Below are 13,408 nucleotides of genomic sequence, written 5' to 3'. Positions count from 1 at the left end.
CTCACATCGCCGCTGAGACCACGTCGTCGTGGGGACACGTCCCCGCTGGGGTGACGTCGCTGTCGGGGTCACATCGCTGTCGGGGTCACATCGCTGTCGGGGTCACATCGCTGTCGGGGTCACATCGTTGCGGGGTCCCGTCCCGGCGACCGGCACCGGATCGTTCTCGTGGTCTGCCCGGCACGATCGACTCGGCTGACGTATGTTCGTTTCCGGCAGGGAAGGGGAGCATCGTGGAGCCGACCATGGTTGAGCGGCCGTTCAGCGCGGAGGAGATGTTCTTCTCCACCACCGACGACCGCGGGGTGATCACCGAGGCGAACACAACGTTCGTCCGCCTGTCGCGCTATCCCTGGGACGCGCTGATCGGTGCGCCGCACAACATCATCCGCCACCCGCTGATGCCGGGCGGCGCGTTCCGGCTGATGTGGGCCGAGCTGCAGGCCGGTCACCCGTTCGCAGCGTACGTCCACAATCTGGCGGCCGACGGTAGCCGCTACGACGTGTTCGCCGCGATCACCCCGCTGCGTGACGGGGGTTACCTGTCGGTGCGCTCCTGTCCGTGCCGTCCCGATCTGCTGGCCCGGATCGACGAGGTCTACCGGCAGGTGGCGGGACAGGAAGGTCAGTGGCGGGCCGCCGGCGCGAGTCGGGCGGAGGCCGCCGCCCGCGGTGCGGAGCTGATCGAGCAGCTGCTGGCGGAGCAGGGGCTGGGCAGCTACCGGGAGGTCCAGTGGGCCCTGGTGCCCGCCGAGGTCACCGCCCTGGACACGGCGATCGGCGGGATCCCGGCCCGGCCCGGGGCCGGCGGTGAGCTGGGCCCGATACTGGACGGAGTCCACCTGGTCTTCGACGAACTGGGCGACTGGATGACCGACCTGACGGCCCTCGCCGACACCGCGTCGCGGCTGGCCGACACCGTCGACCACCTGGACCGGGCCACCCGGGACTCCCTGGAGACCGCCCGGCGGATCTCGGCGGTGACCGACCTGGACGCCGCCTGGATGCCGATGATGATGCCCCTGCAGCTGTGGGCCGCGATGGGGGAGGAGATCGGCGGGGTGCTGGCCGGGCTGCTCGAGGACCTCGCCGCCGCCCGCGCCGGCGCCCTGGACAGCCGGATGCAGATCGCGCTGGCGAGGATGTTCGCCCAGATGGTCGGACGCTTCCTGGTCGAGCTGATCGACGGCGGCCCGGGCACGGAGCGGGCCCGCCCCGCGATCGGTGGCCTGGGCCGGGCCCTGCTGGAGCGGATCGACGAGATGGAGACCCGGCTCGCGGAGCATGCCGCGGCCCGCGACCATGCACGGCGCCAGGTGGAGGAGGCGGCGGGTCTGCTGCAGATCCCGCTCGACCTGATGGCCGCCTGGCAGGCGATGGCGGCCGACCGGGCACTCCCGGAGTCGATCAGCACCCTGGTGCCGCGGATCGAGCAGCAGATGGACGATTCCCATCGGGCGATGGAGGTGCTGCGCGAGCTGGTGCCCCGGCGTCGGGCCGAAGAGGACAGGCGCGACCCGACCGCGTTGCGCACCCGGGTGGCCGACCTGCTCTCAGTGGTCGGTGGCGCTGCCGTGTCCTCGACGGCCGGTGGCGCTGCCGTGTCCTCGACGGCCGATGGCGCTGCCGTGCCCTCAGCGGCCGATGGCGCTGCCGTGCCCTCAGCGGTCGATGTCGCCGACCACGTACCCCAGTGACGCCAACGCGAGTTCCAGGTCGGCGACCTGCACCCCGGGCAGCACCGCCGGCAGCGCCGACACGGTGGAGAACGAGGGCGTCCGCAGGTGCAGCCGCCACGGCGTCCGGTCGCTGCGGGAGACCAGGTGCGCGCCGGTCTGCCCCAGCGGTGCCTCGGTCGCCAGGTAGCCCTCGTCGTCGGGCAGCTTGATGATCTTCGGCAGCGCCTGGGCGACCGGCCCGTCCAGTGTCCGCAGCCGTGCGGCGCAGGCCGCCACCAGGCCGGCACTGTCGGTCACCTCCGCGGTCAACAGGGTGAACCGGGCCAGCGCATCCCCGGCCCCGTCGGCCGGTGCCGCGGCGACCTCGAGCTCGTCGTAGGCGAGGTAGGGCCGGCGGCGACGCAGGTCGAGGTCCTCACCGGTCGCCCGGCAGGCCGGTCCGGTGACGCCGTAGCCGCGGGCCACCGCGGGGTCCAGTGGGGCGACCCCGGCGGCGTGCCCGTACTCGGCGGCGAGCAGGGCGGTCAGGTCCCCCGCCAGGGCGCGGGCGCGCTCGACCACCGCCAGCTCCGCATCCAGCCAGGCGTCGTCGGCATCCGCGGCCAGGCCACCGATCCGGGTGACCATCGGGTGCACCCGGTTGCCGGTGAGGGCCCGTAGCTGTTCACGCAGGTCCTCGCGGAGCCGGGCCACCCGCCGGTCGCCCGGATCGGTGCGGTGGGTGAGGTAGCCGAGGAAGCCGAGGTGTGAGCCGATCCGGGTGTGCTCGGCGAGCAGCGTCCGCAGCCAGCGGGCCCGTGGCGGGACGGTCATGCCCAGCAGCGCCTCGCAGGCCAGGGCGATGGTCAGTTCTCCGGCGAAGGGGGCCTGCCAGTCGTGCCGGTCAGCCAGCATGAGGATCTGACGGTAGTCGCGCACCTCGAACAGCTTCTCGACCCCGCGGTGCATGGCGCCGACATGGACGTCCGCCCGTTCGATGGTCTCCCCGGCGGCGTCGGTCCACAGTTCCAGGTCCAGCAGCCCCGCCCGGCTCGGGTGGTCCGGGCCGAGATCGAGCAGCAGGGTCCCGTCCGGGAGTCGCCCGCCCGGCAGCGCCCCCGGCGCGGGGGAACCGACCAGCACGTGGAGTGAGGGCATGGCCCACAGCCTAGGACGTCGCCCTCGGCCGCCGGGAATCGACGCGATGGACCAGCCACCGGTTCGCCCCCCAGCGGTCCGGGTCGGCGAGCAGGCGCCGGCGATTGGCGGCGACCAGCCCGGCGAGCGTCGTGGCGGGTGCGGGTGCGGGCGTCGTGGCGGGAGCGGGGGCGCCGGCGACCAGATCGCGCTGCCGGGAGACCAGCAGCCGCCGGACCCCGGGCCGTGCCTCGACGGCCGCGGCCAGGGCATCGATCGCCACCGGTGCGCTGAGGTTCGTTCGTCCGTCCGCGGCCGGCGCCACCCGTCGGCCGGCGCGGTACCCGACCAGCCCACCCTCGGCCGGCCGGTCAGCCCGTTGATGGCCGTAGTCGACGGCGACCAGCACCCCGCCCGCAGGCAGGCGGTCCGCGACCGCCGCCCAGGCCCGGTCGCGGGTCAGGCCGACCTCGGCGACCCGGGCCGTGCCCGCCCACCGGTCCAGCCAGGCCGTCTCCGCCGCGTCCGGGCGGGCCCCGGTCGGGCCGTCCGGCCCGAGCAGTTCCCACCCCTGCGGCTCACGCCGCGCCACCCGGCAGGGCAGTTCGTCCAGCCACTCGTGGCCGACCACCAGCAGCGGCCCGAGGATCGCCAGGTCGGCCCAGGGCTCCGCGATCCTGCCGTCCGGCCCGACCCAGGACGCGGTCCGTACGTCCCATCCGGCCTGTCGCCACCGGCAGCCGGCCGGCAACCCGTCGGGGGCCGGCCGGACATCGACCCCGAGCAGCTGCCAGGCCGGACGCCATTGCGCCACGGCGGCCAGCAGTGCGCCGTCAGCCGCACCGAGATCGACCATGCCGACCAATCCCGGGCATTCGGCCGACAGCGAATCGAGTGTCGACAGTAGCAGCCGGGCCAGTTCTGTGGCGCTCGGATCCGGTCGATCACCCACGGAGGTACGGAAATGATCCGCCGGCACCTCGTGCTGCCAGAATCCTTCGGGTCCGGTCGCTGCGGCCCACCATTCGTCACGCCAGTCCATGGCCACCTCACAGGTTCGCGGAAATCCGGTCCGGCGGGCCGGGACCTGATTCAGGAATGTGTGCCCTATTCCACTTCCTGTATTGTGTGAAGTATTATCGTGATGAACGTGGACGGAACACGACGCGGAACACCTCCCATCCGGGTCCCGCGATCCGCCGACGATACCAGCGAAGATGATGCCCGCCCCCCGGGTACCAGAGAAAGGCACACGATGGCACGTCGCACCCAGATCGTCCTCGAGGACGATGTCGATCAGTCCCCGGCCGAGCACGAGGTCACCTTCGCATTCGAAGGTGTGTCGTACGAGATCGACCTCAATGCCGAGCACTACGCCGAGCTCCAGGAAGCGGTCGCTCCATGGATTTCGCACGCCCGCCGGGTCAGCGGTCGTCGAGTGGTGAAGCGTGCCGGGTCCGCCTCTGTCGGCAAGGAATCGGAGGGGCCGTCGGCCACCGACATCCGGGAATGGGCCAGGGAACAGGGAATGGAGGTTTCGGCCCGGGGTCGTGTCCCGGCGAATGTCCGGGCCGCGTACGAGGCGGCACATTCCTGATCGTCTACCGCGCCAGCGGTGATTCCGGTCCACGCCCGTCCCGGCGCCGTTTGTGCGGTGTCAGGACGGGCGTCCTTGTTCCGGGTCTCTCGTTCCGATGACACCCGGTCCGGGCGTACGGCACCCGAACGCCGACAACTCGGGTGCCGACAACTTGACTGTGGACAACTTGACTGCAGACGACTCGGGTGCAGACAACCGACTGCAGACAACTCGGATGTCGGCAACCCGACTGTGCGTGGCCGGATGTATGTGGCGGGTGTCCTCGCCCGGGATCAGGCTGCCGGGTGTGTCGTCCCTGCGGCCGGAGGATTGCGCTGGAGGCGAACACGGTGTCTGATCGGGAACATTGTGGGCCGGGGCGGAGTTACTAGACTTGACGCACTCGGCCCCCGGGCCGGAGCACGGCGGTCCGGTCACCAGGCCGGTCGCAGATGGAGGAGATTCTATGTTCGAGCGCTTCACCGATCGAGCCCGACGAGTGGTCGTGCTCGCCCAAGACGAAGCACGCGCCCTGAACCACAACTACATCGGCACCGAACACCTGCTGTTGGGCCTGATCCACGAGGGTGAGGGAGTGGCCGCCAAGGCCCTGGAACAACTCGGCATCTCGCTGGAGGCGGTGCGCGAGAAGGTCGTCGAGATCATCGGTGAGGGCCAGCAGGCGCCGAAGGGGCACATCCCCTTCACTCCGCGGGCGAAGAAGGTCCTGGAGCTGTCCCTGCGTGAAGCCCTCCAGCTCAACCATTCCTACATCGGCACCGAGCACATCCTGCTCGGCCTCATCCGCGAGGGTGAGGGCGTCGCCGCCCAGGTCCTGGTGAAGCTCGGTGCGGACCTGAACCGGGTCCGGTCCACCGTGCTGCAGCTGTTGTCCGGCTACCAGGGCCGTGAGGTCGGCGGTGCCGAGTCCGGCGAGCCGCAGACCGCCGGGGTGGGGGCGGCGACCCCCGCCTCGTCCGCGGAGCTCGACAAGTTCGGCCGCAACCTCACCCAGCTGGCCCGGGAGGGCAAGCTGGACCCGGTGATCGGTCGCGACACCGAGATGGAGCGCGTGATGACCGTGCTCTCCCGGCGGACCAAGAACAACCCGGTGCTGATCGGCGGGCCGGGCGTCGGCAAGACCGCCGTCGTCGAGGGCCTGGCCCAGGCCGTGGTCCGCGGCGACGTCCCCGAGACGCTGCGCGACAAGCAGATCTACACCCTGGACCTGGGGTCCCTGGTGGCCGGTTCGCGCTACCGCGGCGATTTCGAGGAGCGCCTGAAGAAGGTGCTCAAGGAGATCAAGACCCGCGGCGACATCGTCCTGTTCATCGACGAGATCCACACCCTGGTCGGGGCGGGCGCCGCCGAGGGCGCGATCGACGCCGCCAGCATCCTGAAGCCGATGCTGGCCCGCGGCGAGCTGCAGACGATCGGCGCCACCACCCTCGACGAGTACCGCAAGTACATCGAGAAGGACGCCGCGCTGGAGCGCCGGTTCCAGCCGATCCAGGTGCCGGAGCCGTCGATCGCCGAGACGATCGACATCCTCAAGGGGCTGCGCGACAAGTACGAGGCGCACCACCGGATCACCATCACCGACGACGCGCTGGTGGCGGCGGCGACGATGTCCGACCGCTACGTCTCCGACCGGTTCCTGCCGGACAAGGCGATCGACCTGATCGATGAGGCCGGTGCCCGGCTGCGGATCAAGCGGATGACCGCCCCGCCGGACCTGCGCGAGTTCGACGAGAAGATCGCCAAGGTCCGGGTCGAGAAGGAGGCGGCGATCGACCAGCAGGACTTCGAGCGCGCCGCATCCCTGCGCGACGATGAGAAGAAGCTGCTCGCCCAGCGCGCCGAGAAGGAGGAGGCCTGGAAGGTGGGTGACGCCACCGTCACCCCGCAGGTCGACGAGGAGGCCGTGGCCGAGGTGCTCTCCAGCGCCACCGGCATCCCGGTCTTCCGGCTCACCGAGGAGGAGTCCAGCCGCCTGCTCAACATGGAGCAGGAGATCGGCAAGCGCTACATCGGTCAGAACGACGCGGTGCGGGCGCTGTCCCGGTCGATCCGGCGTACGCGTGCGGGGCTGAAGGACCCGCGGCGTCCCTCCGGGTCGTTCATCTTCGCCGGTCCCTCGGGCGTCGGCAAGACCGAGCTGACCAAGGCACTGACCGAGTTCCTGTTCGGTGACGAGGACGCGCTGATCCAGCTGGACATGTCCGAGTACTCGGAGAAGCACACCGCCTCGCGGCTGTTCGGGTCCCCGCCCGGCTACGTCGGGTACGAGGAGGGTGGCCAGCTCACCGAAAAGGTGCGCCGCAAGCCGTTCTCGGTGGTGCTGTTCGACGAGATCGAGAAGGCCCATCCCGACATCTTCAACTCGCTGCTGCAGATCCTCGACGAGGGTCGGCTCACCGATGCGCAGGGCCGGGTCGTGGACTTCAAGAACACGATCATCGTGATGACGACGAACCTCGGGTCGCGCGACATCAACAAGTCGGTCAGCCTCGGCTTCTCCACCGGCGGCGGTGACGAGACGTCATACGAGAAGATGAAGGCCAAGGTCTCCGAGGAGCTCAAGCAGCACTTCCGTCCGGAGTTCCTCAACCGCATCGACGAGGTGATCGTCTTCCACCAGCTCACCCTGGAGAACATCAAGTCGATCGTCGACCTGATGGTGGCCCAGATCGAGGAGCGCCTGCGCGACAAGCACATGGGCATCGAGCTCACCCCGGCTGCGAAGGACCTGGTGGCGAAGCGGGGCTTCGACCCGGTGCTCGGCGCCCGGCCGCTGCGCCGCGCCCTGCAGCGCGATGTCGAGGACACGATGGCCGAGAAGATCCTCTTCGGCGACCTCAAGCCGGGCGAGGTGGTCCTGGTCGACGTCGCTCCCGAGGGGTCGGAGGATCCGTTCGTCTTCCGCGGCGTGCCGCAGTCGGACGTTCCGGACACCCCGCCGGTGGAGCTGGAGGGACCGCCGGCCGAGGGGAGCCAGCCCGAGGGCGAGGAGTCCGCGAACTGACCCCCGGCTGACCACGACCCGAAGGCCCCGGCGCAGGCAAGTCCTGCACCGGGGCCTTCGGCGTGCCGGTCCGCGACACCCTGGCCGAGCTGCTGCCCGAGGGCACCGACCGACGCGGCGGTCGCCCACTATCGGGCGCTCCACCGCGCGGCACTCAGATCGGTCGGCCGACAGCTCAGGCCGGTCGGGTGGGGGGTCGCTCAGTCGGCCGGCAGGGCCCAGTGGTCCGTACCGACGGCGGCGACCAGGCCGTCGGCCGCCAGGCCGGTCAGGGCTCGGTCGAACTGACCCGGATCGGCGGCCCGGTGCTGCGGCCAGGCCCGGCGCAGTTCGGCCGTCGCGGTCGGGACGTCACTCTCCCGCAGCACCGCGAGCACCGCCCCTCGGCACTGCCGGTCCGTGCCCTCGTACGACTGGGTCCGCGGCGCGTACGAGCCCTCGGGGTGCCCGGCGAGGTGCCAGGCACACAGGTCCGCCAGCGGGCAGTCGTCGCACCGGGGCGTGCGGGCCGTGCAGACCAGCGCCCCGAGCTCCATCGAGGCGACCGCCCAGGTGGCCGCCCGCTCCGGGTCCGCCGGGACGTGGGCCGCCGCCAGGGTCCGCTCGGCCGCCCGGGGATGGGCCGGTGCCTGGGCCTCGCCGCGGACCAGCCGGACCAGCAGGCGGCGGATGTTGGTGTCGACGACCACGGTGCGGTGCCGGTGGGCGAAGGCGGCCACCGCGGCCGCGGTGTATTCGCCGACCCCGGGCAGCGCGCGCAGCGCGTCCTCGGTGTCGGGCACCTGCCCGTCGTGCTGCGCGACGATCGCCTGGGCCGCGCCGTGCAGCCGCAGGGCGCGGCGTGGGTAGCCGAGCCGGCCCCACATCCGGATCGCCTCACCGGCCGGTGCAGCGGCCAGGGCCGCGGGGGTGGGCCAGCGGTCCATCCAGGCCTGCCAGGGGCCGAGCACCCGGGCGACCGGGGTCTGCTGCAGCATGAACTCGCTCACCATCACGCCCCAGGCCGAGCACCCCGGGCGGCGCCAGGGCAGGTCTCGGGCGTGGACCGCGTACCAGTCCAGCGTCCGGGTGACGATCTCCTCGGGTGATCGGGGGCGCGTCGTGGTGATGTCGTGAGGCACCGGTCCAGGGTAGGTGAGGGCGCGCCTCCGGGGCAGGGGCGACCGCCTTCCGTAGGGTGGCCCCATGAGTGGAATGCTGCACCCGGTCGGGCCGGAGGACCCGCAGGTCTACTGGATGCGCCGGGCCACGATCGGCGTCGTCGTACTGGTCGTGGTGCTCATCATCGTCGCGTTCGCCCGTCCGCCGAAGACGGCGGGCAGCGCGATCCCCGCCGGCAGCCCGACCCCGCTCGTGCTCAGCACGCCGACCCCCACACCCACACCGACCCCCACCGAATCCCCCGCACCGGCTGCGGCAACGCCGACCCCCGGCGCCTCGCCCGCCGCCGCGCAGACCCCCGCCGCGGCCAAGACCCCCGACGGGACGGCGGCCTGCCAGGCCTCGGACATCCGGGTGGCGCTCAGCGGCGGCAGCGGCGCCGGCATCGGACAGCAGACCACGTTCACCGTCCAGCTGACCAACGGGTCGTCGAGCCCCTGCAGGATCGGCGTGGACAAGTCCCTCGTCGAGATGAAGATCGTCTCCGGCAGCGACCGGATCTGGTCCACCGCCGACTGTGACGGCTGGCTCCCGACGAAGAGCTCGGCAGAGGTCAAGGCGGGGGAGTCGCTCTCGGTCGACGTCGGGTGGCCCGGCCGTCGCTCCTACCCCGGCTGCAAGCTCGGGTCGAAGGCGATCTCCGCAGGCACGTACGTCGTCACCGCCGAGTACCAGGGTGCCGGCACGGCGAAGAAGGTCATCGGCCTCAAGTGAGCCCGGCCCGGCATGCACCTCTCCTGACGTGACTCCGGCCTGCTGCGACCCGGTGGCTCAGGCGAGTTCGTCGAACTCCGACTCGGCCATCCAGGCCAGCGCATCGCGGATGGCGCGGGCCCGGCGCAGGCCGACGCCGTCCACGGCCTGCAGGTCGCCCAGGGAAGCCGCGAAGATCTCCTGCAGCGAGCCGAAGTGGTCGAGCAGCCGGGCGGCCACAGCCCGGGGCAGCGAACCGATCCGGGAGAGCTGGCGGTAGCCGCGGGGATAGAGCTGCGCCTCCAGATCGGTGGTGCCGAAGCCCACCGCTCGCTCGATCGTGGTCAGGTCGACCAGATCGGCGGTGCTCAGCGTGGTCAGGTCGGCCAGCTGGAACGCCACCCCGTTCGCCTCGTCGCGGTAGTCCTCGATGAGCAGCTCGGCGGTGTTGTCCAGCCCCGACTCCAGCTCGCGGATCTGCAGGTCGATCAACCGGCCCTCGGTGCCCAGCTCGATGACGTAGTCGCGCAGTTCGCCCTTGATCCGGTGCACCATCTCCAACCGCTGCAGCACCACCGCGACGTCTCGGACGGTCACCTGATCGCGGATCTCCAGGGCGGACAGGTGGTCGGTCACCTCGGCCAGCCGGATGGTGTAGCGCTCGAGCGTCCGGAGCGCCTGGTCCGCCCGGCCGAGGATGGCACCCGGCTCGGGGAGGGTGATCCGCTCCCCGTCGACGAACAGGCTGATCACCTGCATGGACGCGGACACCGACACCGTCGGCAGGCCGGTCTGGCGCGACACCCGGTCGGCGGTGCGGTGCCGGGTGCCCGTCTCGATCGTGTCGTACGCCGGGTCGGGCATCAGGTGGACGCCGGCCGCGACGATCCGGGACAGGTCGGCGCTCAGCACGATGGCCCCGTCCATCTTGGCCAGCTCGCGCAGGTTCTGCGGAGTGAGCGGGGCGTCCAGCTGGAAGCCGCCGGTCATCAGCGCCTCGACGTCGCGGTTGAGGCCGAGCACGACGAGGCCGCCGGTGCGTCCCTTGACGATCCGGTCGAGTCCGTTGCGCAGTGGCGTCCCCGGAGCGGTCAGCGCTCGGAACCGCCGTGTGCGGTCGTGCTGGTTCTCCGAGCTCACCGGTCCCTCTCGATCTGGGTCGCGCCGATCCTTCGGTGGTCAGTCTAGGGCGTACGGGTCATCGCCCGCCGATCAGGCCGACGAGATCGAGTGCCGCCATCACGGAGTCGACCCCCAGGACCCGTACGGTGCCCGGCAGGTGCCCCAGCTCGTCCACCGAGCCGGTCGGCACCAGGACGGTCCGGAACCCCAACCGGACGGCCTCCGCCACCCGCCGGGAGGCCCCCGGCACCCGTCGCAGCTCGCCGGCCAGGCCGATCTCGCCCAGCGCCATCAACCCCGGCGGCGGGGCGATGTCACGGGTGGCCGAGGCGATCGCCAGGGCGATCGCCAGGTCCGCGGCGGGGTCGACGACCCGGGCCCCGCCGACGGTGGAGACGTAGACGTCCTTGTTCGCCAGCGGCTGACGGGCGCGGCGCTCGAGCACCGCGGTGAGCATCGCCACCCGCGAGGAGTCGACCCCGTGGTTCGTCCGCCGGGGGATCTGCAGCGGCGAGGCCGCGACCAGGGACTGGATCTCCGCCAGCAGGGGCCGGCGCCCCTCGACGGTCACGGTGAGGCAGGTGCCCGGCACCGTACGGTCACCACCGGTGGTCGAGGTGAACAGCCCCGAGGGGTCGGGCACCTCGACGATCCCGTGCTCCTGCATCTCGAAACAGCCCACCTCGTCGGCGGCACCGAAACGGTTCTTCATCGCCCGGACCATCCGGAAGCCCGAGTGCCGGTCGCCCTCGAAACTCAGCACGACGTCGACCAGGTGCTCCAGGGTCCGGGGGCCCGCGATCGAGCCGTCCTTGGTGACGTGTCCGACGATGATCACCGCCAGATGGCGGGCCTTGGCGACCCGGACCAGCGCGGCGGTCACCTCGCGGACCTGGGTGACCCCACCGGCCGTACCGTCGGCGTCCTCGGTCGTCATCGTCTGCACGGAGTCGACGACGAGCAGTGTGGGGGAGACCTGCTCGACGTGGCCGAGGACGGTCCCCAGGTCACTCTCGGCCGCCAGGTAGAGCTCCTCGGCAAGATCCCCGGTGCGTTCGGCGCGCATCCGCACCTGGGCGACCGACTCCTCGCCGGTCACGTACAGCGTGCGGCGTCCCTGTTGCGCCCAGGCCGCCGCCACCTCCAGCAGCAGGGTCGACTTGCCGACACCCGGCTCGCCGGCCAGCAACACCACCGCGCCGGGCACCAGGCCGCCGCCGAGCACCCGGTCCAGTTCGCCCACCCCGGTCACCGCCCGGTGCGCGGCCTCCCCCCGCACCTCGGAGATGGGCACGGCCTGGTGGCTCGGCGCGACCGGTCGGGTCGCCTGGGACAGCGAGCCGGTGCGCGCCCCCTGCTCCACCACGGTGCCCCACTGCTGGCACTCACCGCAGCGGCCGACCCATTTCGCGGTGGTCCACCCGCACTCGGCACAGACGTACGCATCACGGGTGGCGGTGGCGGTCTTCGATCGAGGCATGGCTGCAGCCTAGAACGGGGCGCTGACATCGGTCGGTGGAGCGCCGCCGGATCGGGGCGGACCGGCCGGTGAGACGGCTGCCCCGCCCCAGGCGTCAGGGCACCAGGGTGGCGGCGACCTCGAGGATGCGGTCGTTGGCGTCCGGCTCGGCGATCGAGACCCGCAGGCCCTCGCCGGCGAAGGCGCGGGTCATCAGCCCCGCCTCGCGGAACGCGTCGAACCAGACGTGGGTGTGCTCCCCGGCGGGGAACCAGACGAAGTTGCCCTGGGCGGCCGGGATCGCGTGGCCCATCCGGCGCAGTTCCTCGGCGATCCGGTCCCGCTCGTGGATCGTCACCCGGACCCGCCCGATCAACTCCGGCTCGGCCTCCAGGGAGGCGAGGACGGCGACCTGGGCGGGGGTGGAGATGGCGAACGGCATGGTCGCCCCGCGCACCGCCCGGGCCAGCTCGGGATCCGCCGCGGCCATCCAGCCGACCCGCAACGCGGCCAGACCGTACGCCTTGGAGAAGGTGCGCAGCGAGACCACACCGGGATGTACGTCGAGCAGCTCCAGGCCGCGGGCGGCGTCGGCGTCGGTGACGTACTCGACGTAGGCCTCGTCGACGATCACCACGATGTCGTCACGGACCTGCCCGAGGAAGTCGACCAGGTCGTCGTGCGCGACCGTGGGGCCGGTCGGGTTGTTCGGGGTGCAGATCATCACCACCCGGGTCCGCGGGGTGATCGCGGCCAGCATGGCGGTCAGGTCGTGTTCACCGGTCGGGGTCAGCGGCACCTGCACCGAGCAGGCGCCGAGCACCTGGACCGCCAGCGGGTAGGCCTCGAAGCTGCGCCACGCGTAGACGACCTCGTCGCCGGGGCCGCAGGTCGCCTCGAGCAGGTGGGCGAGCACCTCGACCGAGCCGGTGCCGAATGCCAGCCGCTCCTCGTCCAGCCCATGCCGGGTCGCCACCGCGGCGGTGATCTCGGTGTTGCCGGCGTCGGGGTAGCGGTTCATCTCGGCCAACGACCGGGCCACTGCCTCGAGCACCCCCGGCAGCGGGCCGTACGGGTTCTCGTTGCTGGAGATCTTCCAGGCGCGACCGTCCGGCCCGGGCTTCGGCGAACGGCCGGCCCGGTAGGGCGGCATGCTCGCGATGTGCGGGCGCAGGGTGAGCGACATGGTTCTCCTCGGAGGGTCGATGAGTGCTCGATCGTACGACAACGGCGACGCCGTCCCGAGGGGTTGTCACACCCCTCGGGACGGCGTTTCGACCGGCAGGTCTCGGATCGGTGGGTCAGATGGTGACCGGACCCCGCGGGGTCTCGAAGGTGGCCGACATGATGCCGGGCTGGCCGTGCCGGCTGGTCCACTTCAGCCGGAAGCCCTCCAGCAGGTTGTCCGGGTCGCCACCGAGCCAGTCCGCGAGGCGGGCCGGGTCACCGGACAGCTCGAGGGAGCGCAGCGACACGTCGCGGCCCTCCGCCGACAGCGCGGCCGGCAGCAGCTCGTCGGCGCTCACCCAGTGGATGAAGAACGGCAGCTGGGGATCGGCCAGCAGGCCCTTGAT

The 13,408-nt window shown here is 71.7% G+C and carries 10 protein-coding genes and 1 pseudogene; 4 read left to right on the top strand and 7 right to left on the bottom strand.

Annotated elements, in window-relative coordinates; genetic code table 11:
* Window positions 1–245 precede the first annotated feature (245 nt).
* Window positions 246–1,697: a PAS domain-containing protein gene (locus VB059_RS11865; protein ID WP_323422236.1), complete on the top strand. Its 1,452-nt coding sequence runs from the start codon at window positions 246–248 to the stop codon at window positions 1,695–1,697.
* Here the strand turns inward: VB059_RS11865 and VB059_RS11860 are convergent.
* Together VB059_RS11860 and VB059_RS11855 are read right to left on the bottom strand one after the other, a co-directional pair.
* Window positions 1,662–2,816 carry an NADH-quinone oxidoreductase subunit D gene (locus VB059_RS11860; protein WP_323422235.1) on the bottom strand — a complete coding sequence of 385 codons (1,155 nt, stop codon included), beginning with the start codon at window positions 2,814–2,816 and terminating at the stop codon, window positions 1,662–1,664. The two genes, VB059_RS11865 and VB059_RS11860, sit on opposite strands and share 36 nt — an antisense overlap.
* A 10-nt stretch (window positions 2,817–2,826) precedes the next feature.
* Window positions 2,827–3,747: an SAM-dependent methyltransferase gene (locus VB059_RS11855; protein WP_323422234.1), complete on the bottom strand. Its 921-nt coding sequence runs from the start codon at window positions 3,745–3,747 to the stop codon at window positions 2,827–2,829.
* Window positions 3,748–4,050: 303 nt separating this feature from the next.
* Between VB059_RS11855 and VB059_RS11850 the strand changes: the two genes are divergently transcribed.
* The gene (locus VB059_RS11850; protein WP_323422233.1) at window positions 4,051–4,392 is read left to right on the top strand and encodes an Lsr2 family protein; all 342 of its coding nucleotides are present in this window, start codon (window positions 4,051–4,053) and stop codon (window positions 4,390–4,392) included.
* Window positions 4,393–4,840: 448 nt separating this feature from the next.
* Entirely contained in the window at window positions 4,841–7,399 is a 2,559-nt protein-coding gene (locus tag VB059_RS11845; RefSeq protein ID WP_323422232.1) for an ATP-dependent Clp protease ATP-binding subunit, read from the top strand.
* Between the two features lie 200 nt (window positions 7,400–7,599).
* On the opposite strand, the gene VB059_RS11840 is transcribed toward VB059_RS11845, so the two are convergent.
* Window positions 7,600–8,475: an A/G-specific adenine glycosylase gene (locus VB059_RS11840; RefSeq protein ID WP_416339557.1), complete on the bottom strand. Its 876-nt coding sequence runs from the start codon at window positions 8,473–8,475 to the stop codon at window positions 7,600–7,602.
* A 109-nt stretch (window positions 8,476–8,584) separates the two neighbouring features.
* Between VB059_RS11840 and VB059_RS11835 the strand changes: the two genes are divergently transcribed.
* Complete coding sequence (locus VB059_RS11835) at window positions 8,585–9,274, top strand: hypothetical protein (RefSeq protein ID WP_323422230.1); 690 nt, start codon at window positions 8,585–8,587, stop codon at window positions 9,272–9,274.
* Between the two features lie 57 nt (window positions 9,275–9,331).
* Here the strand turns inward: VB059_RS11835 and disA are convergent, their stop codons facing one another.
* From disA to VB059_RS11815, 4 genes and pseudogenes are all read right to left on the bottom strand, one after another.
* Window positions 9,332–10,393 (bottom strand): DNA integrity scanning diadenylate cyclase DisA, encoded by a 1,062-nt coding sequence (gene disA, locus VB059_RS11830; RefSeq protein WP_323422229.1) that lies wholly within the window; start codon window positions 10,391–10,393, stop codon window positions 9,332–9,334.
* A gap of 58 nt (window positions 10,394–10,451) precedes the next feature.
* Window positions 10,452–11,855 (bottom strand): DNA repair protein RadA, encoded by a 1,404-nt coding sequence (gene radA, locus VB059_RS11825; RefSeq protein ID WP_323422228.1) that lies wholly within the window; start codon window positions 11,853–11,855, stop codon window positions 10,452–10,454.
* A gap of 94 nt (window positions 11,856–11,949) precedes the next feature.
* Entirely contained in the window at window positions 11,950–13,020 is a 1,071-nt protein-coding gene (locus tag VB059_RS11820; protein ID WP_323422227.1) for a histidinol-phosphate transaminase, read from the bottom strand.
* A gap of 115 nt (window positions 13,021–13,135) precedes the next feature.
* Window positions 13,136–13,408 (bottom strand): annotated as a pseudogene (locus VB059_RS11815) (VOC family protein); the annotation flags it as partial.

Origin of the sequence: Raineyella sp. (genome assembly GCF_034933565.1) — a bacterium.
Classification (GTDB): domain Bacteria; phylum Actinomycetota; class Actinomycetes; order Propionibacteriales; family Propionibacteriaceae; genus Raineyella.
The sequence above is the reverse complement of the archived record's forward strand: the minus strand, read 5'-3'. Positions and strand labels throughout refer to the sequence as shown.